The organism is Actinotalea solisilvae, assembly GCF_016464425.1.
In the GTDB taxonomy this organism is placed as follows: Bacteria; Actinomycetota; Actinomycetes; order Actinomycetales; family Cellulomonadaceae; genus Actinotalea; species Actinotalea solisilvae.
On sequence record NZ_JADDKQ010000010.1, the window covers coordinates 215,078 to 237,432 of the forward strand.

Annotated in this window: 20 protein-coding genes; 9 read left to right on the top strand and 11 right to left on the bottom strand. The window is 75.3% G+C overall.

Annotated features, from left to right (window positions below; translation table 11 throughout):
* The first annotated feature begins 5 nt into the window (after positions 1 to 5).
* Positions 6 to 2,591 (top strand): aminopeptidase N, encoded by a 2,586-nt coding sequence (gene pepN, locus JIG38_RS11345; protein WP_199423913.1) that lies wholly within the window; start codon positions 6 to 8, stop codon positions 2,589 to 2,591.
* Positions 2,592 to 2,807: 216 nt separating this feature from the next.
* Here the strand turns inward: pepN and JIG38_RS20235 are convergent, their stop codons facing one another.
* Both JIG38_RS20235 and malQ read right to left on the bottom strand, forming a co-directional pair.
* Complete coding sequence (locus JIG38_RS20235) at positions 2,808 to 3,884, bottom strand: AAA family ATPase (RefSeq protein ID WP_233404806.1); 1,077 nt, start codon at positions 3,882 to 3,884, stop codon at positions 2,808 to 2,810.
* Positions 3,884 to 6,019: a 4-alpha-glucanotransferase gene (gene malQ, locus JIG38_RS11355; protein ID WP_199423914.1), complete on the bottom strand. Its 2,136-nt coding sequence runs from the start codon at positions 6,017 to 6,019 to the stop codon at positions 3,884 to 3,886. The genes JIG38_RS20235 and malQ overlap by 1 nt, the downstream gene beginning before the upstream one ends.
* 112 nt (positions 6,020 to 6,131) lie before the next feature.
* Here malQ and JIG38_RS11360 point away from each other — a divergent pair, with 112 nt between their 5' ends.
* Both JIG38_RS11360 and JIG38_RS11365 read left to right on the top strand, forming a co-directional pair.
* Positions 6,132 to 8,384: a prolyl oligopeptidase family serine peptidase gene (locus JIG38_RS11360; RefSeq protein WP_199423915.1), complete on the top strand. Its 2,253-nt coding sequence runs from the start codon at positions 6,132 to 6,134 to the stop codon at positions 8,382 to 8,384.
* Between the two features lie 11 nt (positions 8,385 to 8,395).
* Entirely contained in the window at positions 8,396 to 9,424 is a 1,029-nt protein-coding gene (locus tag JIG38_RS11365) for a mechanosensitive ion channel family protein (RefSeq protein ID WP_199423916.1), read from the top strand.
* Here JIG38_RS11365 and JIG38_RS11370 read toward each other — a convergent pair.
* Genes JIG38_RS11370 through JIG38_RS11395 form a run of 6 tightly spaced genes read right to left on the bottom strand, consistent with a single transcriptional unit; the run spans position 9,400 to position 12,462 of the window.
* The gene (locus JIG38_RS11370) at positions 9,400 to 9,921 is read right to left on the bottom strand and encodes a PTS sugar transporter subunit IIA (RefSeq protein WP_199423917.1); all 522 of its coding nucleotides are present in this window, start codon (positions 9,919 to 9,921) and stop codon (positions 9,400 to 9,402) included. The two genes, JIG38_RS11365 and JIG38_RS11370, sit on opposite strands and share 25 nt — an antisense overlap.
* A 25-nt stretch (positions 9,922 to 9,946) precedes the next feature.
* On the bottom strand, positions 9,947 to 10,651 hold the full coding sequence (locus JIG38_RS11375; protein ID WP_199423918.1) for an HAD family hydrolase: 705 nt from the start codon (positions 10,649 to 10,651) through the stop codon (positions 9,947 to 9,949).
* Positions 10,642 to 11,109 carry a PTS sugar transporter subunit IIA gene (locus JIG38_RS11380; RefSeq protein ID WP_199423919.1) on the bottom strand — a complete coding sequence of 156 codons (468 nt, stop codon included), beginning with the start codon at positions 11,107 to 11,109 and terminating at the stop codon, positions 10,642 to 10,644. The genes JIG38_RS11375 and JIG38_RS11380 overlap by 10 nt, the downstream gene beginning before the upstream one ends.
* Entirely contained in the window at positions 11,109 to 11,339 is a 231-nt protein-coding gene (locus JIG38_RS11385) for a PTS sugar transporter subunit IIB (RefSeq protein WP_199423920.1), read from the bottom strand. The genes JIG38_RS11380 and JIG38_RS11385 overlap by 1 nt, the downstream gene beginning before the upstream one ends.
* 51 nt (positions 11,340 to 11,390) lie before the next feature.
* Positions 11,391 to 11,633, bottom strand: a complete 243-nt coding sequence (locus JIG38_RS11390) for a PTS sugar transporter subunit IIB (protein WP_199423921.1) — start codon at positions 11,631 to 11,633, stop codon at positions 11,391 to 11,393.
* A 4-nt stretch (positions 11,634 to 11,637) separates the two neighbouring features.
* Entirely contained in the window at positions 11,638 to 12,462 is an 825-nt protein-coding gene (locus tag JIG38_RS11395; protein WP_307844829.1) for a GntR family transcriptional regulator, read from the bottom strand.
* Positions 12,463 to 12,769: 307 nt separating this feature from the next.
* Here JIG38_RS11395 and JIG38_RS11400 point away from each other — a divergent pair, with 307 nt between their 5' ends.
* From JIG38_RS11400 to JIG38_RS11420, 5 genes are all read left to right on the top strand, one after another.
* Positions 12,770 to 14,113, top strand: coding sequence for a PTS transporter subunit EIIC (locus tag JIG38_RS11400; RefSeq protein WP_199423923.1), 1,344 nt, complete (start codon positions 12,770 to 12,772; stop codon positions 14,111 to 14,113).
* 127 nt (positions 14,114 to 14,240) lie between these two features.
* Positions 14,241 to 14,504 carry an HPr family phosphocarrier protein gene (locus JIG38_RS11405; protein WP_199423924.1) on the top strand — a complete coding sequence of 88 codons (264 nt, stop codon included), beginning with the start codon at positions 14,241 to 14,243 and terminating at the stop codon, positions 14,502 to 14,504.
* A gap of 90 nt (positions 14,505 to 14,594) precedes the next feature.
* A complete protein-coding gene (locus JIG38_RS11410; protein WP_307844830.1) occupies positions 14,595 to 14,990 on the top strand; it encodes a globin in 396 nt (131 codons plus the stop codon).
* A gap of 24 nt (positions 14,991 to 15,014) precedes the next feature.
* Entirely contained in the window at positions 15,015 to 15,926 is a 912-nt protein-coding gene (locus tag JIG38_RS11415; RefSeq protein WP_199423925.1) for an acyl-CoA thioesterase, read from the top strand.
* 52 nt (positions 15,927 to 15,978) lie between these two features.
* Entirely contained in the window at positions 15,979 to 16,950 is a 972-nt protein-coding gene (locus JIG38_RS11420) for a DNA topoisomerase IB (protein ID WP_199423926.1), read from the top strand.
* A 12-nt stretch (positions 16,951 to 16,962) separates the two neighbouring features.
* On the opposite strand, the gene JIG38_RS11425 is transcribed toward JIG38_RS11420, so the two are convergent.
* The gene (locus JIG38_RS11425; protein ID WP_199423927.1) at positions 16,963 to 18,381 is read right to left on the bottom strand and encodes a sugar porter family MFS transporter; all 1,419 of its coding nucleotides are present in this window, start codon (positions 18,379 to 18,381) and stop codon (positions 16,963 to 16,965) included.
* Between the two features lie 99 nt (positions 18,382 to 18,480).
* Between JIG38_RS11425 and JIG38_RS11430 the strand changes: the two genes are divergently transcribed.
* Entirely contained in the window at positions 18,481 to 19,974 is a 1,494-nt protein-coding gene (locus JIG38_RS11430; RefSeq protein WP_199423928.1) for an SDR family oxidoreductase, read from the top strand.
* A 22-nt stretch (positions 19,975 to 19,996) separates the two neighbouring features.
* Here the strand turns inward: JIG38_RS11430 and JIG38_RS11435 are convergent, their stop codons facing one another.
* Both JIG38_RS11435 and JIG38_RS11440 read right to left on the bottom strand, forming a co-directional pair.
* Positions 19,997 to 21,814, bottom strand: a complete 1,818-nt coding sequence (locus JIG38_RS11435; RefSeq protein ID WP_199423929.1) for a MerR family transcriptional regulator — start codon at positions 21,812 to 21,814, stop codon at positions 19,997 to 19,999.
* A gap of 33 nt (positions 21,815 to 21,847) precedes the next feature.
* Complete coding sequence (locus tag JIG38_RS11440) at positions 21,848 to 22,342, bottom strand: acyl-CoA thioesterase (protein WP_199423930.1); 495 nt, start codon at positions 22,340 to 22,342, stop codon at positions 21,848 to 21,850.
* Positions 22,343 to 22,355 lie beyond the last annotated feature (13 nt).

The following is a 22,355-nucleotide window of genomic DNA, read 5'->3' on the forward strand; positions in this document are numbered from 1 at the left end:
CCACCGTGCCCGCTGAGAACCTCACCCGTGCCGAGGCGCGCGAGCGCGCCTCGATCGTGCAGGTCCACTCCTACGAGGTCGCGCTCGACCTGACGACGGGACCGGAGACCTTCGCGTCGACCACGGTGGTGCGGTTCACGGCGACGCCCGGGGCGTCGACGTTCGTCGACCTCATCGCGCCCGCGGTGCACGAGGTCGTGCTCAACGGCCGCTCGCTCGACCCGGCCGACGTCGTCGCGGACTCGCGCATCGCCCTCGCGGACCTCGCGGAGGAGAACGAGCTGCGCGTCGTCGCGGACTGCGCCTACATGAACACGGGCGAGGGCCTGCACCGCTTCGTCGACCCGGTCGACGACGAGGTCTACCTCTACTCCCAGTTCGAGGTCGCCGACTCGCGCCGCGTGTTCGCGGTGTTCGAGCAGCCCGACCTCAAGGCGACGTTCGCGTTCGCCGTGACCGCGCCCGCGCACTGGACGGTCATCTCCAACTCCCCCACGCCCGAGCCGCTGCTGATCACGGGCGACGACGAGCAGCCGTCCGTCGCGCGGTGGTCCTTCGAGCCCACGCCGCGGATCTCGAGCTACATCACGGCCGTCGTCGCCGGGCCGTACCACCGTGAGTCCGGCGAGCTGACGAGCAGCGACGGCCGGACGATCCCGCTCGGCGTCCTGTGCCGCGCGTCGCTCGCGCAGTACCTCGACACCGACAACATCCTCGACGTCACGCGCGCCGGCTTCGCCTTCTACGAGCAGGCCTTCGGCATGGCGTACCCGTTCGCGAAGTACGACCAGATCTTCGTCCCCGAGTTCAACGCGGGCGCGATGGAGAACGCGGGGGCGGTGACGTTCCTCGAGAACTACGTCTTCCGCTCCAAGGTCCCCGAGGCGACCGTCGAGCGGCGCGCCGTGACGATCCTCCACGAGCTCGCGCACATGTGGTTCGGCGACCTCGTGACGATGCGCTGGTGGGACGACCTGTGGCTCAACGAGTCGTTCGCCGAGTACGCGTCGACCCTGGCCACGGCCGAGGCGACGCGGTGGACCCAGGCCTGGACGACCTTCTCCTCGATGGAGAAGTCCTGGGCGTACCGCCAGGACCAGCTGCCCTCGACGCACCCGATCGTCGCCGACATCCGCGACCTCGAGGACGTCGAGGTCAACTTCGACGGGATCACCTACGCCAAGGGCGCGTCGGTGCTCAAGCAGCTCGTCGCGTGGGTCGGGCAGGAGGAGTTCCTCGCCGGCGTGCGGGCCTACTTCCAGAAGCACGCGTGGGGCAACACCGAGCTGCGCGACCTGCTCACCGAGCTCGAGGTCACGAGCGGCCGCGACCTCGCGCCGTGGTCGGCGCTGTGGCTCGAGCGCGCGGGCGTCACCCTGCTGCGCCCGCACGTCGAGGTGGACGCCGACGGCGTCGTGACGTCCTTCGCCGTGCTGCAGGAGGTCCCCGCCGAGCACCCGGTGCAGCGCCCGCACCGCCTCGCCGTCGGCGGCTACGACCTCGTCGAGCAGCCGGACGGCGCCGTCCACCTCGAGCGCACGCTGCGCGTCGAGCTCGACGTCGAGGGCGAGCGCACCGAGGTCCCCGAGCTCGTCGGCCAGGAGCGGCCTGCGCTGATCCTGGTCAACGACGACGACCTCGCCTACGCCAAGGTCCGGCTCGACGCCGCGTCGCTCGAGGTCGCGACCGCGCACCTGCACTCGTTCACCGACTCGCTGCCGCGCACGCTCGTGTGGAGCGCCGCCTGGGACATGGCCCGCGACGGCGAGCTCGCCGCGCGCGACTTCGTCGAGCTCGTGCTCGGCAACATCGCGCACGAGACGGACTCCTCCGTCGTCCTCGTCCTCCTGCGCCAGCTCGCGACGGCGCTCGACCTGTACGTCGCGCCCGAGCACCGCGAGGCGGCGTCGCGCGAGGCCGCCGACCGGCTGCTCGCGCTCGCGCGCGCGGCCGACGCGGGCAGCGACGCCCAGCTCCAGCTCACCAAGGCGTTCGCGGCCCGCGCCGCGGCGACCGAGCACCTCGACGCGGTCGCCGGGCTCGTCGACGGCAGCGGCGCGCTCGAGGGGCTCACGGTCGACACCGACCTGCGGTGGGAGCTGCTCACGAGCCTCGTCGCGGGCGGCCGCGCGGGCGAGGCGGAGATCGCGGCGCAGCTCGAGGCCGACGCCACGGCGACCGGCGAGCGCGCGGCTGCGGCGGCGCGGGCAGCCCTGCCCACGACCGAGGCGAAGCGCGCCGCGTGGGACGCCGTCGTCGCGCGCGACGACCTGGCGAACGCGCTCCAGACGTCGACCATCGCGGGCTTCGGGCGCGCGCACGACCGCGCGCTGCTGGTGCCGTTCGTCGAGCCGTACTTCGAGTCGATCGAGCGCATCTGGACCGAGCGGACCAACGAGATCGCGCAGAACGTCGTCGTCGGCCTCTACCCGACGGTCCTCGCCGGTCTCGACGGGGTCGACGTGCTCGCGCGGACCGACGCGTGGCTCGAGCAGCTCGGCGACCGCCACCCGGCGCTGCGCCGCCTCGTCGTCGAGTCGCGCGACGGCGTCCGCCGCGCGCTGGCCGCCCAGGCCCGCGACCGCACCTGACCCCGGCGGGCAGCCCGCCCCCCACACCCGAACCCGTCCGCCCGCCCCTCGGCGCCATCACACGGCCCCCGAGCGCGGAGCCACGTGCCCTCGCGCGGAGCCCCGTGCCGCGAGTGCGGAGCGCCGTGCCCGGACACGCCGGTGAGTCGTGGCACGACGCTCCGCGCTCGGTGGGGGTGGGGGGTGGGGATGGGCGTGCGGGAGTGGGGCGCGCGGTCAGGGCGGGAGGGTGTCGAGCCAGCGGTCGGCGGCTCCCGGTGACGTGAGGTGGACCCAGTGGGGGCCGCGGAGGAGCGCGAACCGTCGACGGCGCTCGGCGTGCGTGCGCCAGGCCCAGAGCACGATGTTGTCCTCGGGCCGGCGCCGGAACATGCCGGTCCAGGGCTCGCGGTTGCCGTTCCAGAGCTCGCGCCGCGTCACCGCGCGCACCACCGTGCGCCGCACCACGCGACCCATGACGACGCGACGCGGGTAGTCGAGCCAGACCACGACGTCGGCGTCGTCGAGCAGCGGCCCGATCCGGGCCTGGTAGTTGCCGTCGACGACCCAGCCGTCCGGCGCGGACGCGACGAACGCGCTGACCGCCGCCCGGAACTCCTCGTCGGACGCCGGCTGCCAGCCCGCCCGGTGGAAGACCGCGTCCAGCTCGAGGTGGGGCAGCCCCAGCCGGCGCGCGACCGCCGCGGCGAACGTCGTCTTCCCCGTGCCGGACGTGCCCAGCACGCGGACCCGGCGCGGTTGCACCCGCACCCGCTCGCCCGGCTCCGGGACCCAGGTCGCGGCCGCGCGTGGCGTGAGGCGGAGCCACCGCTCGGGGTCCCGCGCGGCGAGCGCGGCCCACCGGCGCCGGTCGCCGGCGTGGTGCCGCACCGCCCACCCCAGGACGCGCGCCTCGGCGCCACGACGCCAGCCCGCGCGCGGGCGGACGACCCGCGCGAGCAGGATCCACACGGTCCGCCGCAGCGGCGCGTCGACCCACAGGACGACGTCGGCGTCGGCGTAGCGCAGGCCGACCTCGTGCGCGTCGTCGCCGTCCACGACCCAGCCGTCGGGCGCCTCCGCGAGCGCGCGCCCGCACGCGGCACGGAACTGCTCGGGCGTGGCGACGCCGCCGCCGGGGCGCCGGACCAGGGAGTCCACCTCGACCAGGGGCACGCGGAGCAGCTCGGCCGTGCGGCCCGCCAGGTGCGTCTTGCCCGCGCCCTCGGGCCCGACGACGCGGACGCGGCGGGACGGGGTCGGCGCGGAGGGCCGGCCGGGCGGGCCCGCCGCGTGCGGCTCGTGCTGCGGCATCAGCCGCGCAGGGCCGCCACGAGCGACCTCAGCCGCGGGTTGTCGAACAGGTCGTCGACCATGACGAGCCGCTGCGCCGAGTCCGCCAGCGGGACCCGCCAGTTCGGGTACTCCTGGTCCGTGCCCGGCTGGTTCTGCGCACGCCGCTCGCCGACGGCGTCGGCGAGCGACACCCCGACGAGGACGGCCGGGGAGGCCATGACGAGCCGGTGCAGCGCCTCGACGAGCTGGCGCTCGGACGCGTCCGGGCCGACGAGCCCGCGCTGTGCCACGACGCCGAGCATCTGGTCGCGCTCGACGCGTGCCGCCTGCCGGACGACCTCGACCGGCTCGCTGAGCAGCCCGAGGCGGTCGCGCAGGTCCACGTGCTCGAGCGCGAGGTAGCCCGCGGTGGGCGGGAGGTCGTGCGTGGTCACCGTCGCGAGCGCGAGCGTCCGGTAGTGCTCGGGCGGCATCGGCGCGTCGTGCTCGCGCTCGAACCACAGGACCGACGTGCCCAGCACGCCGCGCTCCGTGAGGTAGTCGCGGACCCACGGCTCGAAGACGCCGAGGTCCTCGCCGATGACGACCGCGCCGGCCCGGTGCGCCTCGAGGCACAGGATGCCGATGAGGGCCTCGTGGTCGTACCGGACGTAGGCGCCGTCCTGCGCGCCCTGTCCCTGCGGGATCCACCACAGGCGGAACAGCCCGATGACGTGGTCGATGCGGATCGCGCCCGCGTGCCGCAGCACCGTGCGGAGCATGTCGCGGTACGGCGCGTAGGCGGCGCGCGCGAGCGCGTCGGGGCGCCACGGCGGCTGCGACCAGTCCTGGCCCTGCTGGTTGTACATGTCCGGCGGCGCGCCGACCGAGACCCCCTGCGCCAGGACGTCCCGCATCGACCACGCGTCCGCGCCCTCGGGGTGCACGCCGACCGCGAGGTCGTGCATGATCCCGAGCCGCATGCCGCCCTCGACCGCGGCGCGCTGGGCGGCCGCGAGCTGCTCGTCCGCGACCCACTGGAGCCAGCAGTAGAACGTGATGCGCTCCGCGAGCTCGGTGCGCAGGGCCTTGACCACGTCGGAGTGGCGGTCGTCGGCGCCCTCGGGCCACTCGCGGCCCGCGAAGTGCTCGCTCATCGCGCACCACAGGGCGAAGTCCTCGAGGCCCTCGCCCTGCTCGCGACGGAACGCGGCGAACGCGAGCTCGCGCGCGGTCGAGCGCGGCGCGGCGAACACGACGTCGAGTGCGACGCGCTTGGCCTCCCACGCCGTGTCGCGGTCGATCGGGCCCGGCTCGGTGCTCAGCGGGCGAGCCTCCTCGGCCTGCCACTCGATCAGCGAGCGCTCGGCGACGGGCAGGTACGCCGTCTCGGGGATGTCCTCCACGCGCAGGTAGAGCGGGTTGACGAAGCGCCGGCTGGTCGGCAGGTAGGGCGAGGGCGACAGCGGCGCCACGGGCTCGGCCGCGTGCAGGGGGTTGATGAGCAGGAAGTCGGCGCCCGAACGGTGGGCGGACATCCACGCGATCTCGCGCAGGTCGGCGAGGTCGCCCACGCCCCACGAGCGCTCGGAGCGCACAGAGTAGAGCTGCGCCATGAACCCCCACGCGCGACGCTCGGCCAGCCCGTGGGGCAGCTCGAGGCGCTCGGGCGTGACCACCACCGTCGCGCGCGACGTCGTGCCGCCGCTCTGCGCGACGAGGGTGTGCCAGCCGAGCGGCAGGTCCGCCGGGACCTCGACGGTCGCGCGGCCCACCACGCGGCCGTCCACGGTGCGCGGCGGGACGTAGTGGTCGACCTGGGCGACGGCGCGGCGCCCGCCCCCGGCCTCGGGGTCCAGCTCGAGCCAGGTCTCGACGGTGTCGCCGTCCCGGACGTGCACGGGGACCCGACGCGTGGTGCCCCGCCGCAGGACGACGGCCGGCGGCAGCGGCCGGCGCCACTCGTCGTCCTCGGCGTGCTCGAGGGCGAGGGCGGCGCGCTCGGGCGTCGAGGCGTCGACGCCCAGGGCGGCGAGCACGGCGACGAGGGTCGCCTCGCTCACCGTCCGCTTCTCGCCGCCGAACCCCCAGAAGTCGGGGACGACGCCGAACCGCTCGGCGAGCGCGAGCAGCGGTGCGGGCAGGTCCCCGGTCGGGTGGTCGGCGTGCGGCACGGGTTCGATCCTGCCAGAGCACGCGGCGCCCGCACCCCGCGCGCGCCGAGCGGGGTGCGGCCGGTCGTGGGCCCGGCGCGAGCGGGGCGGCACCGCGCCGTAGCCTGCGGGGATGACCTCGGCCCCCCCTCCCCTCACGTACCCGTCCGCGCCGCGCACCGACCTCGTCGAGGACGTCGCCGGACGCCCGGTGCGCGACCCGTACCGCTGGCTCGAGGACGCGGGCTCGCCCGCCACGACCGCCTGGTCGCGCGCGCAGGACGAGCTCCTCGAGGCCTGGTGGGGCCCGGGCGGCGCGGCCGCGGCGCCGGACGTCGCCCGGTGGCGCGCGCGCCTCGCCGAGCTCCTCGCGACGGGCTCGGTCGGCACGCCCGTGTGGCGCGGCGACCGGTGGTTCGAGTCACGCCGCGCGGGCGACGCCGAGCACGCGGTCGTCGACCTCGTCGCGGCCGACGGCACGCGGCGCACGCTCGTGGACCCGCTCGCGCTCGACCCCGCGGGCACGACGACGCTCGACGCGTGGCAGCCGAGCGTCGAGGGCGACCTGCTCGCGTACCAGGTGTCGTCCGGCGGGACGGAGGAGAGCGTGCTGCGCGTGATCGACGTCGCCACGGGCGCGCTCGTCGACGGCCCGGTCGACCGCGCCCGGTACTCGCCCGTCGCGTGGCTGCCGGGCGGTCGCGCGTTCGTCTACGTCCGCCGCCTCGCGCCCGAGCTCGTGCCCGCGGGCGAGGAGCAGTACCACCGGCGCGTGTGGCTGCACCGCATCGGCACGGACCCCGCCGACGACGTCGAGCTGTTCGGCGCCGGCCTCGACCGCACCACCTACTACGGCGTCACGGTGACCCGCGACGGCCGCTGGCTCGTGGTCTCGGCCTCGGCCGGGACCGCGCCGCGCACCGACGTCTGGATCGCGGACCTCGCGGCGAGCCCGGTCGAGGCGCCCGACCTGCGCCCGGTCGTCGTCGGGCTCGACGCGGAGACCGCGGCCTGGGTGGGCCGCGACGGTCGGCTCTACCTGCACACCGACCTCGACGCGCCGCGCGGGCGGCTCGCCGTCACGGACCCCGAGCGCCCGGGCGTGGAGCACTGGCGCACCCTCCTGCCCGAGGACGACGAGGCCGTGCTGCGGGCCGTCGTCCTGCTCGACGAGGGGGACGGCGCCGCGACTGACGACCCGCGCCGCCCCACCGAGCTCGTCGCGCTCCGGACCCGGCACGCGGTGAGCGAGCTCACGGTGCACGACCCGGCCGACGGCGCGCCGCTGCCCGGCGCGCGCGGCCGCATCGCGCTCCCCGGCGCCGGCACGGTGACCGGGCTCGCGCGCCGGCCGACGGGCGGGCGCGAGCTCTGGTTCGGCTGGACGGCGACGACGTCGCCGGCCGCGATCCGGCGCTGGGACGCGCGCACGGGCGGTACCGACCTCTGGGCCGCGCCGCCCGGCGCCCTGCCGGACCTGCCCGACGTCCGCACCACGCAGCTCACCGTGGCGAGCGCCGACGGCACGCCCGTGCGCGCGCTCGCGACCGTGCGCGCCGACCTCCTGGCCGACGACGGGACGCCGCGCGCGCCGCTGCCCACCGTCCTCTACGGCTACGGCGGCTTCCAGGTCTCGCTGGACCCCGCCTACTCGGCGACCGCGCTCGCGTGGGTCGAGGCCGGGGGCGCGTACGTCGTCGCGAACCTGCGCGGCGGCGGCGAGGAGGGCGAGGAGTGGCACCGCGCGGGCATGCGCGAGCACAAGCAGCACGTGTTCGACGACGCCCACGCCGTCGCCGAGCACCTCGTGGCGTCCGGCTGGACGGCGTCCGACCGGCTCGCGGTGTGGGGCGGCTCGAACGGCGGCCTGCTCGTCGGCGCGGTCGTCACGCAGCGCCCCGACCTCGTCGCGGCCGCGGTGTGCAGCGCCCCGCTGCTCGACATGGTGCGCTACCAGCACTTCGGCCTCGGCGTGACGTGGACCGAGGAGTACGGCGACGCGGCCGACCCGACCGAGCTCGGCTGGCTGCTCGCCTACTCGCCGTACCACCGGGCGGTCGACGCGGCGGGCGACGAGCCCGGGAGCGGGCCCGCCTCCCCCGCCGTCCTCTTCACCGTCTTCGAGGGCGACACGCGCGTCGACCCGCTGCACGCGCGCAAGACGTGCGCGGCCCTCCAGCACGCGACGTCGGCCGACGTCGGGCGCGCGCCCGTGCTGCTGCGGCGCGAGACGGGCGTGGGGCACGGCGGCCGCTCCCTCAGCCGGACCCTCGGCCTCGCGTCCGAGCAGCTCGCGTTCGTCGCGCGGCAGACGGGCCTGCGCGACGCCGCCCGAGCGACCGCGCGTGCGGCCGCCGGTGCGGTACCGGGCAGCGCGACGAACTAGCCTTGCGGTCCATGCCTTCCCTGCCGTTCCTCCCCTCCCTGCCCGCGCCCGCCGCTCCGGCTGCGCCCGCCGTCCTGGCCGCCGACGTGACCGAGGCGCCCGCGCGCTGGTTCGACTGGCTGCTCGGCGCGCCGCTGCAGAGCCTCGTCGCGGTCCTGGTCGGCGTGGTCGTGCTCGCGCTGCTGCGCTGGGCCATCACGCGCGCGGTGCGGTCGGTCGTCGAGGGCGGCGCCCGCGTGCGCCGCGGCGCCCGGCGCCTGCTCATGAGCACGCGCGTGGGGGCCGCCGTCGCCGAGTCCAGCGCGCTGACGGTGGCCCGGCGCGTCCAGCGCGCGGAGACGATGGGCTCGGTGCTGCGCTCGTCGGCCGCGTTCGTCGTCGGCATCGGCGTGCTCACCGCGGTCGCCAACATCAACGACTGGAACCTCGGCCCCGTGATCGCGTCCGCGGGGGTGGTCGGCGTCGCGCTCGGCTTCGGCGCGCAGACGCTCGTCAAGGACTTCCTCTCGGGCATCTTCATGCTCGTCGAGGACCAGTACGGCGTCGGCGACGTCGTCGACCTGGGTGAGGCGTCCGGCACGGTCGAGGCCGTGGGCCTGCGCGTCACGCAGGTCCGCGACCTCCAGGGCACGCTCTGGTACGTGCGCAACGGCGAGGTGCTGCGCGTCGGCAACAAGACGCAGGGCTGGTCGCGCGCGATCGTCGAGGTCCGCGTCGCGCTCGACCAGGACCTCGACCACGTCGTCGGCGTGCTGCGCGCGGCCGCGACGAGCGTCGCGGCCGACGAGGCGTTCGCCCCGCTGCTCCTCGACGACCCGGAGGTGACGTCCTTCGAGGACCTCACGGGCGAGTCCGTCATGCTCCGCACCCTGGTCAAGACGGTCCCGTCCAAGCAGTGGGAGGTGCAGCGCGAGCTGCGGTCGCGCATCCAGTCCTCGCTCGCGGCCGAGGGCGTGCCGCTCGCGCTGCCGCGCCGCGAGGTCCTCGTCGAGCGCGAGGTCCCGCGCGCCCCCGCTCAGGACCAGAGCAGCACGGGCTGACCCTCGACGACGGCGTCGCCCGCCTCGACGAGGAGCACGACGTCCTCGGGCTGCGCCTGGAGCGCGACGAGCGGGCACAGGGTCGACCGGCCGCCGCCGCGCACGTCGGCGGGCGACCACGCGAGGACGGGCTGCCCGCGCTCGACGCGGTCGCCGTCGGCCGTGGCCACGTCGAAGCCCTGCCCCTCCAGCTGGGACGTGTCGAGACCCAGGTGCACGAGGACCGAACGGTCGTGGTCCGCCTGGATCATCAGCGCGTGGGGGTAGACGCCGCTCACCCGGCCGGGGCAGGGCGCCACGACGACGACGCGGGCGACGACCGGGAGCCCGCTGCCCGCGGGAGCCGCGGGAGCCGCGGGCTCGTCGGGCAGGATCGCGAGCCCGGGGCCGACGACGGCGCCCGAGTAGACGGGGTCCGGGACGTCCGCGAGGTCGACGACGGTGCCGGCCATCGGGGCGACGACCTGCAGCGTCGAGCGGTCCAGCCGATCCCTCATGCGTCCCCCCCGGGTCCGCCCCAGCCTAGCCGCGGGCTGCGCGCCGCACGGCCCGCGCGAGCACGGTGAGGTCCGCGAGGTGCACGTCGGCGTCCGCGAGCCCCGCGGCGGTGACGCTCGTCGTCATGCCGACGACGAACCCGACCCCGGCGGCGCGCGCCGACGCGACGCCGGCGACGGCGTCCTCGGCCGCGACCAGCGCCGTCGGGTCCAGCCCCAGCAGCGCCGCGCCGCGCCGGTACGGCTCGGGGTGCGGCTTGCCCTCCGTGCAGTCCTCCCACGTCACGGCCGGCGGCCGCGGGGCCGCGAGCGTCGCGAGCGCGCCGTCGGCCCACTCGAGGTGCGCCGAGGTCACGACCGCGACGGGGAGCCCGAGCTCGTCGCACGCGGCGAGGGTCTCGGCAGCGCCCGGGACCGGGAGGGGGCGCTGCGTGCCGCGCCGCAGCTCGTCCACGACGGCCGCGGTGAGCGCGACCGGGTCCTCGCCCCGCCACGGCCCGTCGAGCACGGGGAACACCTCCGTCGCGCGCCGCCCCATGAACTCGCGCACGACGGCGTCAGGCACGTCCCAGCCGCGCGCCGCGAAGTAGCGCGCGAACGCCGCCCGGTGGACGGGCTCGCTGTCGACGAGGGTGCCGTCGAGGTCGAGGAGGAGCCCGGCCCCCGGGCGGGCGAGCCGCTCGGCGAGCGCGTCCTCGACGGCCTGCTCGGACGCGGGCGTCAGTCCCACTCGAGGAACGGGGTGCCCACGGTCACGCGCTCACCCGGCTCGACGAGACCGCGGACCGCGGAGGTCTCCCCCTGGACCGCCACGACGGGCACGACCGGCGAGCGTCCCCCGGCCGCGACGGCCGCCGGGTCCCAGCTGACCACGCGGTCCCCGGTGCGCACCTGCGCGCCCTCGGCGACGTGGAGCGTGAACCCCTCGCCGGCGAGCTGCACGGTGTCGAGCCCGAGGTGCACGAGGACGGCGCGGTGCTCGTCGAGCTGCACGACGAAGGCGTGCGGGTGCAGCTTGACGATGGTCCCGTCCGCGGGCGCGACGGCGTCCGCGGGGCCGCCGTCGTCGCCCTGCGCGGGGTCGACCGCGAGTCCCGGGCCCACGATGGCGTTCGCGAACACCGGGTCCGGCACCTCGGCCATCGCCATGACGGTCCCGGCGACGGGCGCCACGAGCGTCAGCGGCATCAGCGCAGGTCCTCGATGTCGGACGCGAGCGTGTCCGCCTCGGGTCCCACGACGACCTGCACGACCCGCCCCGAGCGCACGACGCCGAACGCGCCGGTCGCCTTGAGGGCGGCCTCGTCCACCAGCGACGGGTCCTCGAGCTCGACCCGCAGGCGGGTGATGCACGGCTCGAGGTCGATGATGTTCGCGTCGCCGCCCAGGGCCGCGAGGATCTGCTCAGCCTTGCTCATCGGTTCCTCCTCCATCACGACGACGGCCCTGTCGCCGAACGTCCACAGTAGTCACATCAGGTCCTCGAGCTCGCTCGCCAGGACGTCCACGCTCGGTCCGACGACGACCTGGACGACGCGTCCCGCGACCATGACGCCGTGCGCGCCCGCGGCCCGCAGCGCGGGCACGTCGACGCGGGCCGTGTCGCGCACCTCCGAGCGCAGCCGCGTGGTGCACGGCTCGATGTCGACGATGTTCTCGACGCCGCCCAGGGCGGCGAGGATCCGGGCGGCCCGGTCGTCGTACGTGGTCACCAGCTCACTCCTCCCCGCCGTCGGCACGCGCGCTGCCTGCCGTCGCCATCCGCTCCGGGGCGGCCGCCCCGGTCGGGCTCGTGCTCGTGGCCCCGCCGTCGTCACCGCGCGGCGTGAGCGCCGGCCGCGGGGCCCGCAGGGGCACCCACAGCACGTACCTGTCCGCACGGTAGCTGGACCGGGAGTAGGCGCACGCCACGTCCCCCGCGAAGGTACGCCGCGCGAGGCGCAGGACGGCGGCGCCGGGCCGCAGCCCGAGCAGCGCGGCGTCCTGGGCGTCGACCTCGGAGGCGGCGACCGTGTCCTCGCCCCAGTCCGGGTCGAGCCCGCGCCGACGCAGCTCGCCGTAGATGCTCTCGGGCGCCCCGTCGACGAGCAGGCCGGGCACGAGCGCGGCCGGCACCCAGGACTGCTCGATCGCCATGGGCTCGCCGTCGGCGTGGCGGACGCGGTGCAGGTAGTGCACGGGCTCACCCGGGACGAGGTCGAGCGCGTCGGCGACGTCGGGCGTGGCGGGCACCTCCTCGACGGTGAGGACCGTGCTCGACGGCACCATGCCGCGGCGCCGCATCTCCTCGCCGAAGGACGCGAGGCGGACCTCCAGGTCCATCTTCGACGGCGCGACGAACGTGCCCCGGCCCTGCTCGCGCTGCAGCAGCCCCTCGACGACGAGCGCGTCGACGGCCTGGCGCACGGTCATCCGGGACACGCCGAACCGCTCGCACAGGACGCGCTCGGATGGGATGGCGTCGCCGACGGCGAGCTCGTGGGTCACGAGCGAGCGGAGGTAGTCGCGGACCCGGACGTACTTGAGGACGGAGTGACGCACCGTGGCCGCACCGCCCTTCCGCTCCGTCGCGCCCTGCGCCCGTCCGGGTGCCCGGCGGCGCCCGGTGCGTCTGCGTCGGTCACGGACGTCGTGGACGTCGTGTCCCATTGACACCGGCGGCGCCATTCCACCATGGTGATGCCCAACTGGTCCAGACATCTAGCACACCCCCAGCGATGCACCAGTTCGGGCCCCGTCGATGCCGCCGCGGCCCGGGCGCCGCCGGTGTGCTGAGTGCGTGGACGCAGCCGGATCACTGACGCGCCGGTGCCCGCCGACGCACACCGACATCGAGGAGTGCTCGCGCATGACTGCCACGACAGCCACCGAGGTCCGCGAGAAGCGGCCCATCCCCGGGCTGGCCCAGCTGCAACGGATCGGCCGCTCCCTCATGCTGCCGATCGCCTCCCTGCCGGCCGCCGCGCTCCTGCTGCGCCTCGGCCAGCCCGACATGCTCGGGGCCGACGGCCTCGCCGGCGCCTGGGGCGACTGGCTGCTGCCCGTCGCCGACGTCCTCGGCGCCGCCGGCAACGCCCTCTTCGGCAACCTGCCCATGATCTTCGCGCTCGGCGTCGCCATCGGCTACGCACGCAAGTCCGACGGCTCGACGGGCCTCGCGGCCCTCATCGGCTACCTCGTCTTCAAGGGCGTCTCCGACGCCCTGTCGCCCTACGTGCTGGGCCGCGCCGGCGAGGGCGAGTCGCAGGAGCTCATCAACTACGGCGTGCTCGGTGGCATCGTCATCGGCCTCGTCGCCGCGCTCCTCTACCAGCGGTACTACCGGATCAAGCTGCCGGCCTACCTCGCCTTCTTCGGCGGCCGCCGCTTCGTGCCGATCGTCACCGCGTTCGTCGCGATCTTCGTCGCCGTCATCGGCGCGTTCCTCTACCGCGGGTTCGACGCCGTCCTCACGGGCGTGAGCGACTGGGTCACCGGCTCCGCGGTGCTCGGCGGCTTCGTGTTCGGCACGCTCAACCGTCTGCTCGTCCCCATCGGCCTGCACCACCTGCTCAACTCCGTGCCGTGGTTCCAGTTCGGCGAGTACACGAACTCGGCCGGCACCGTCGTCGCCGGCGACATCCCGCGCTTCCTCGCGGGCGACGAGACCGCGGGCATCTTCCAGGCCGGCTTCTTCCCGATCATGATGTTCGCCCTGCCGGCCGCGGCCCTCGCGATCGTCCACACGGCCAAGCCGGGCAAGCGCAAGGTCATCGCGGGCATCATGGGCTCGGCCGCGCTCGTCTCGTTCGTCACCGGCGTCACCGAGCCGCTCGAGTTCGCGTTCGTCTACGTGGCCTACCCGCTGTACGTCATCCACGCGATCCTCACGGGCACCTCGCTCGCGCTGGTCAACGCGCTCGACGTCCGGTCCGGCTTCGGCTTCTCGGCCGGCGTCATCGACTACCTGCTCAACTTCCGGATCGCCGAGCAGCCGCTGCTCCTCATCCTCATCGGCCTGGGCTACGCGGTCGTCTACTACTTCCTCTTCCGGTTCGTCATCACGAAGTGGAACCTGCGGACGCCGGGCCGCGAGGACGACGACGCCGCGGCGGACCCGAACAACGTCCTCGTCGACCAGCCGACCGACGAGCCGGCGGTCGCGACCGCCGGGTCGACGGGCGTCAGGGACGCCCGGGCACCGAAGGTCTAGTCGCTCCCGCCGCTGCTCCGCCGGACCCGGTCCGGCGGAGCAGCGGCATCTCCAGCCGTCCAGCGTGCGGTCGCACCGGCCGCCGTCCGCCCTCCGAGAGACCCACCACCCAGAGATCGAGGTCGCCGTGCCCGAACGTCGCGTCACCGTCGCCATCGCCGAGGGGCTGCACGCCCGCCCCGCCGCGCTCTTCGTCCAGCTGGCCGGCCAGCAGCCCGTCCCCGTGACGATCCGCAAGGACGGCGGCGCCCCCGCGTCGGCGTCGAGCATCCTCGCCGTCATGGCGCTCGGCGCGAAGGGCGGCGAGGACGTCGTCCTCGAGGCCGACGGCGAGGGTGCCGAGGCCGCGCTCGACGCCCTCGAGCAGTACCTGCTGACCCCCGAGCACTGAGCCTGACCACTGAGCCCCGGTCACCGCGGCACGACGGCGCCCGTCCCTCCCCGGGGCGGGCGCCGTCCGCGTGTGCGCGACAATGGTGGGGTGACCTTCGCCCCCGTGCCCGACAGCTTCTACGCCGCCGTCGGCGGGGCCGAGACGTTCCGCCGCCTGGTCGCCGCGTTCTACGCCGAGGTCGCCGAGGACCCCCTGCTGCGCCCGATGTACCCCGAGGAGGACCTCGGCCCCGCGGCCGAGCGGCTCCAGGGGTTCCTCGAGCAGTACTGGGGCGGCCCCACCACCTACAGCGAGCAGCGCGGACACCCGCGCCTGCGCCTGCGCCACGCACCGTTCAAGGTCAACCCCGCCGCACGGGACCGGTGGCTCGCGCACATGCGCACCGCCCTCGACTCCCTCGACCTGCCCCCGCTGCAGCACGCCACCCTCTGGGACTACCTCGAGCGCGCCGCGCACGCGATGGTCAACACGTTCGAGGACTGAACCAGCCATGACGCGAGGAGACCGATGACCGACGCGACCCCGGGCACGACGGCGTCCGCCGCGCCCGCCCCCCGGATGCCGGCCGTCACCCCGGACCCGCTCACCACGGTGCTCGACGTGCTCGAGCTCGAGCAGACCGACGAGAACACGTTCGTCGGGCAGAGCCTGCCCAAACCGGGCGGCCGCGTGTTCGGCGGCCAGGTGCTCGCCCAGACGCTGCTCGCGGCGTCGCGCACGCTCGACGGCGACCGCCTCCCCCACTCGGTGCACGGCTACTTCCTGCGCCCGGGCGACGTGCGCGAGCCCATCACGTTCTCCGTCGAGCGCCTGCGCGACGGCCGCTCCTTCAGCGCTCGGCGCACGCACGCGTTCCAGCGTGGCGTGCCGATCCTGTCGATGACGTCCTCCTTCCAGGTCGACCAGCCCGGCGCCGAGCACGCCCTGGCGCGGCCGCTCGACGTGCCCGACCCCGAGGACGTCCCCAGCGCGCTCGACGTGCTCGCCGCCGTCGACCACCCCGTGGCGGCGTTCTGGACGCAGTCGAGCGCCTTCGACCTGCGCCACGTCGAGAGCTCGATCTACCTCGACCCCGCGCCCGAGCGGTCCGACCAGCGCGTGTGGATGCGCGCGCGGGGGCCCCTGCCCGACGACCAGGTGCTGCACCGCGCGCTGCTGGCGTACGCGTGCGACCAGGTCATGCTCGAGCCGGTGCTGCGCCGGCACGGCGCGAGCTGGGCGACCCCGGACCTCGCCATCGCGAGCCTCGACCACGCGATGTGGTGGCACCGCCCGGTGCGGGTCGACGAGTGGCTGCTCTACGTCCAGTCGACGCCGTCGTCCCAGGGCGGGCGCGGCCTCGGCCTCGCCGAGGTCTTCACGCGCGACGGCACACTCGTCGCGTCCATCGCCCAGGAGGGCATGGTGCGGCTCGCCTGAGGCGCGGCGCGCTCGGCGTGCCGCGTGCGCGGGTCCACCCCACACTGTCCGCATGCCACGACTGCGCCGGGTTCGTCCCACCGACCCGGGCTGGACGCGCCGGCGCCAGGGGCGCGGGGTGATCTACCTCGACCAGCAGGGGCAGCGGATCACCGACCCCGAGCTCGTCGCGCGCTGCGAGGGGCTCGTCATCCCGCCCGCCTGGCAGGACGTGTGGATCAGCCCCGCCGAGAACGGCCACATCCAGGCGCTCGGGACGGACGACGCGGGGCGCCGCCAGTACCTCTACCACCCGCAGTGGCGCGCGCGGCGCGACCGGGCCAAGCACGAGCAGGTGCTGCTCATGGCACGCCGGCTGCCGAACGCCCGCAAGAAGGTGACCCAGGACCTCGCGCGGCCCGGCATGCCGCGCGAGAAGGCGCTCGCGCTCGCGTTCCGCCTGCTCGACGAGGCCTACTTCCGCGCCGGCGGCGAGACCTACGCCAAGCAGAACGGCTCGTACGGCCTCGCGACGGTGCTGCGCGAGCACGTGCGGGTCGACGGCGAGACGGTGAGCTTCACCTACCCCGCCAAGTCCGGCCAGGAGCGCCACAGCCAGGTCGACGACAAGGTCGTCGCGCGGCTCGTGCGCGAGCTGCGCGACCGCGACGACGACAACCCCGAGCTCCTCGCCTGGTACGACGAGGGCTGGAAGGACGTCGTGACGGCGGACATCCAGGCGTACGTCAAGGAGCGCCTCGGTCCCGAGGCCCGGCCCAAGGACTTCCGCACGTGGCACGCGACCGTGCTCGCCGCCGCGGCGCTCGCCGACGCGGGCGATCCGCCGTCGTCCGAGCGGGCGCGCAAGCGCGTCGTCTCGCAGGTCGTCAAGGAGGTCTCCGAGGAGCTGGGCAACACGCCGGCCGTGTGCCGCGCGTCCTACATCGACCCGCGCCTCATCGACCTGTGGGAGCGGGGCCGGACCATCGGCCACCGCCGCACGCGCGCGGCCGCCGAGCGGGCGCTCGTCGACCTGCTCACCTGACCGACGGGTCCGTCACTCCATGTCCTCGAGCTCCTTGCCCTTCGTCTCCCGCACGAACCTCAGCACGAAGAAGAACGAGAGCAGCGCGAACGCCGTGTAGAGCCCGTACGCGAGCGACAGCCCCACGGCGGCGAGCGCCGGGAACGTCGTGGAGATGAGGAAGTTGCCGACCCACTGCGCCGCGGCCGCCAGGCCCAGCGCGCTCGCGCGGATCCGGTTGTTGAACATCTCCCCCAGCAGCACCCAGACGACGGGTCCCCAGGACGCGCCGAAGAAGACGACGAAGAGGTTCGCCGCGACGAGCGCGACGACGCCGGCCGTGCCGTCCAGGACGGGCTCCCCGTCGACCACGCGCGCGGTCGCGAACGTGACCGCGAGCAGGCCGAGGCTCACGACCATGCCGGCGGAACCCACCAGGAGGAGCACCCGCCGCCCGACCTTGTCGATGATCGAGATGGCGACGAGCGTCACGACGATGTTCGTCACCGAGGTGATCACCGTCTGGAGCAGCGCGTCGTCCTCGCTGAAGCCGACGCTGCGCCACAGCGTCGACGAGTAGTAGAAGATGACGTTGATCCCGACGAACTGCTGGAACAGCGACAGCGCGATGCCCACCCACACGATGGGCAGGAAGCCGAGGACCGGCCCGCGGAGGTCCTTGATCGAGGAGCGCGCCTCGGTCGAGACCGTCCGCTTGATCTCGCGCAGGCGCTCGTCGATGCCCGTCCGCAGGATCTGCCCGAGGACCGACCGGGCGTCGGCGTCCTCGCCGCGCGAGACGAGGTACCGCGGCGACTCGGGGATCTGCAGCGCGAGCACCCCGTAGGCGACCGCCGGCACGGCGGCGGACGCGAACATCCAGCGCCACGCCTCGAAGCCGAGCCACAGGTCCTCGGCCGCGCCGCCCGCGGCCGTCGCGAGGAAGTAGTCGGTGAGGAGCGCGACGAAGATGCCCAGCACGATCGCGAGCTGCTGCAACGAGCCCAGCCTGCCCCGGATGGACGCGGGCGAGATCTCCGCGATGTAGGCGGGCGCGATGACCGAGGCCGCGCCGATGCCCAGGCCGCCGACCAGGCGCCACGCGATGAGGTCCCACGGTCCGACGGCGAGGCCCGAGCCGATCGCGCTGACGGTGAACAGGAGCGCGGAGAGCAGCATGACCTTGATCCGGCCTTGCCGGTCGGCGAGGCGCCCGGCGGCCCACGCGCCCGCCGCACAGCCGAGGAGCGCCGACGACACGGCGAAGCCGGTGAGCCCCGCGCCCATGCCGAACTCGTCCCTGATGGCGGTCACCGCCCCGTTGATGACGGCCGTGTCGAACCCGAAGAGGAAGCCGCCCAACGCTGCCACCGTGGCGAGGAGCACGGCCCGCCCGGTGTCGTACTGCTCCTGCTGACCGGGTGTGCCCGCCGCTGAGTCCGTGGTCGCCACTGTCCGCCCCCTCGTGCACGTAGCTGAGTCGACGCTAAGCCCGCCCGCGGGACCTCACCACCGGGGGCGCGGGACGGGGCCAGCGCCTACGCTCGGGCGATGACGCAGGTGGCCGCCGTGACCGGCGTGACGGGGTACGTCGGCGGGCGGCTGGTCCCGGAGCTCCTCGACGCGGGCTACCGGGTCCGCGCGGTCGCGCGCAACCCCGGCCGGCTGCAGGGGCGCGACTGGGTCGACCGGGTCGACGTCGTCGAGGCGGACGCGTCCGATCTCGACGGGCTGCGCGCCGCGCTCGAGGGCGCCGACGTCGCCTACTACCTCATCCACTCGCTCGGCTCGGGCCGGAAGTTCGAGGCGCGCGACCGCCGGACCGCGCTGACGTTCGCGCAGGCGGCGCGCGAGGCGGGCGTCGGGCGCATCGTGTACCTCGGCGGCCTCTACCCCGACGGCCAGGACCTCTCGCCGCACCTCGAGTCCCGCAAGGAGGTCGGCGAGATCCTGCTCGCGTCGGGCGTCCCCACGACCGTCCTGCGCGCCGCGGTGATCCTCGGCTCGGGCTCGGCGTCGTTCGAGATGATGCGCTACCTCACCGAGCGGCTGCCGGCGATGACGACGCCGCGGTGGGTGGACAACCGCATCCAGCCCATCGCGATCCGGGACGTGCTCCGCTACCTCGTCGGCAGCGCGTCGATGCCGCCGGAGGTGAGCCGGGCGTTCGACATCGGCGGGCCGGAGGTGCTGACGTACCGCGAGATGATGCACCGCTACGCCGCGGTCGCCGGCCTGCGGCGCCGCGTCATCGTCGGCGTCGGGGTCCTCACGCCGCGGCTGTCGAGCCTGTGGGTCTCGCTGGTCACCCCCGTCCCGGCCGGGCTGGCGCGACCGCTCGTGGAGTCGCTCGTGCACGAGGTCGTGTGCGACGAGCACGACATCGCCGAACACTTGCCCGACCCGCCCGAGGGGCTGCTGGGCTTCGACGACGCCCTGCGCCTGGCGCTCGCCAAGGTGCAGGACGCCGACGTGGCGACCCGGTGGTCGTCCGCGTCGGTGCAGGACGCCCCGAGCGACCCCCTCCCGAGCGACCCGGACTGGGCGGGCGGCTCGCTGTACCGCGACGAGCGGCGCACCCGCGTCGACGCGCCGCCCGACGCCGTCTGGCGCGTGCTCCAGGAGGTCGGCGGGGAGCGCGGCTGGTACTCGTGGCCGCTCGCCTGGCAGGTCCGCGGCCTGCTCGACCGGATCTCCGGGGGCCCGGGCCTGCGCCGCGGCCGGCGGGACCCGCGGCGCCTCCTCGTCGACGACGCCGTGGACTTCTGGCGCGTCGAGGAGGTCGTCCCGGGGCGCATGCTGCGCCTGCGCGCGGAGATGCGGCTGCCGGGCCTCGCCTGGCTCGAGCTCGCGGTGCGTCCCGAGCCCGACGGCGGCTCGACGCTGCGCCAGGTGGCGACGTTCCACCCGCACGGGCTCGCCGGACAGCTCTACTGGTGGTCGGTCGCGCCGTTCCACGGCGTCGTGTTCGGCGGGATGCAGCGGGGCATGGCGGCCGAGGCGGAGCGGCTGGCGCAGGCGGAGAGCGGCGCGTCCGGCCGCTGACCTCCTGGGCCGGGCGGCGCCCTCAGGCGTGCCCGGTCAGGTCGACCGGTTCGCGCCGGCCCGTCGGCGAGTCGCACACCACGCCGGTGCGCGGGTCGAGCCGCGGGTCCTCGAGCAGGCGGTCGAGCGCCTCGGGCGGCGCGAGCGGGTCGACGAGCACACGCGCGACCTCGTCGACGAGCGCGTCGAGCGCAGGGTCCGCCGGTGGTGCCACGGGGACGAGGTCGCCGTCCGCCCCGACCTCGGGCGCGACCATCGCCCCCCACAGGTCCCAGAGCAGGAGCTCGTGGCCCGCGAGGTGCGCGACCTCCGCGAGCACGTAGTTCCGCACGAACCAGCGACCTCGCAGGGGCAGGTCCGGGCTCACGCCGTAGCCCTCGAGGTCGGCCTCGCTGAGCCGTCCGGCCCGGTGGTCGAGCCAGACGTGCGCCGCCGTGCGGAACGGGCTCGCGGCGTCGGTGCCGAGGTCGGTGACGTCGACCGCGAAGGCGGCCGGGTCCATCTGGGCGTCCACGCGCACCCAGCGCCGGTCGCCGTCGTGCCAGTACTCGGCGACCACGTGGTCGAACGCCCAGCCCTCGAGGAGGTAGGGCGCGAAGCCGACCCGGCTGCGCGCGGGGATGCCGTGCTCGCGCGCCGCGGCGACGACCAGGAGCGTGACGTCGCGGCAGCAGCCGACGGCGCACGCCGCTGCCTCGCGCGGCCGGTCGAGCGGCGCCGGGTCCAGCCCGCGCAGGTGCTCGAGGATCACCGCCGTCCAGCGGCTGTCGATCTCCGCGAGCCGCTCGGGCGTGAAGGTGAGCCCGCTCGCGACGTAGTGCACGACGAGCCCGCGCACCGCCGTCGCGAGCGCGCCGGGGTCGGCGGGGAGGGTCCGCAGGAGGTCGGCGTGCGGTCCGGGATCGCTGTACGGCGTGTGGCGGCGGTACCGCTCGACCGCGGCCGGCGCGCTCACGCCGCACCACCGTCGTCGTGCGCGACGCTCGTCCGGCGCGCCGCCGTCGGGCGCGGCGTGTCCGGGCGCGAACGGGAACGCGACGTCGACCGCGAGCTCGTCGTCGGCGACGGCGACGAAGTCGGCGAAGTAGACCTCGCGCGGCGCGAGGGTGCGCGCGAGGCCGTGGGCGTCGACCCACGACGCGACGGCGTCGAACGCGAACATGACGTCGGGGGGGCGGACCTGCGCCTTGGTCAGCCGCGCGTACGCCTCGTGGTGCGCCGCCTCGACGCGGACCGTCACCTGCGTCGTGGGGTCGACCGTGCCCGCGAAGGGGACGCACACCTCCACGAGCCCGGCCGAGTCGGCGGTGGAGACGCCGTGGTAGACGGTCCAGTCGATGTCGCGCGGGGTCGCTCCGCAGGCCACCACGTGGTCCCGGAGCAGGCCGATCGCCTCGGGGATGTACCGCGGGAGGTCGGGCTGCAGCACGTGCGCGGACGTCGTGGCGACCTTCTCGTCCGGCACCGCGCGGGTCCGCACGTCGAACGACGGGCGCGGGCCGCCGTCGAGCTGTGCGAGGAGGTACCGCACGACGCCCTCGCGGTCGCGGTGGTCGGCCGCGACGCCGCGCCACCACGCGCGCAGGCGCTCGGGGTCGCGGTCCGCGAGGAGCGCGTCGATCGTCGCGAGCGGCATGTCGACCTGGCGCAGCAGGCCGATGAGGCGTGCCCGCTCGAGCTGCGTCGCGTCGTAGTAGCGGTACCCCGTCGCCACGTCGACCCGCGTGGGCGGCAGCAGGCCCATGGCGTCGTAGAGCCGCAGGGCCTTGAGGCTCAGCCCCGTCCGCTCGGCCAGGCGGCCGATCGTCAGGAGCCCGTCACGCTCGTGCGTCGTGGTCATGCGGCCACTCTCGTGCCTGCCCCAGGGGGAGGGTCAAGCGTCCGCGCGCGCCCGGTCGGGCCGCCGCCGCATCGCGACCGGGGCCTCGACGTAGGGCTCCCAGACCGCTCGCTCCTCGGCCGTGATGCGGCGCGGCCGGGCGGTCGCCGCGTCGATGAGCACGAGCGTCGTCGTGGCCTGGACGAAGACCGCGCGGTCGGCGCCCGTCCCGCCCGCCGTGAGCTGGTAGCAGACGTCGATGCTCGCCCCGCCGAGGTGGCCGATCCACATCTCGACGGTCACGGGCTCCCGGCGGTACCCGAGGGGCAGGAGGTACTCGATCTCCTGCCGCGCGACGAGGGTGTGCGTGCCCGCGCCCGGCCCCGCGTCGAGCACCGCGGTCGGCCAGTCCCCCGCGGCCTCGCCGTGGCGCCAGAACGCCGCGATGCGCGCCTCCTCGAGCAGTCGGAGCACGGCGACGTTGTTGACGTGGCCGTAGGCGTCGAGATCCGCCCAGCGCAGGGGGACGGGGACGTGCAGTCGGGTCATGCGGCCATCCTGC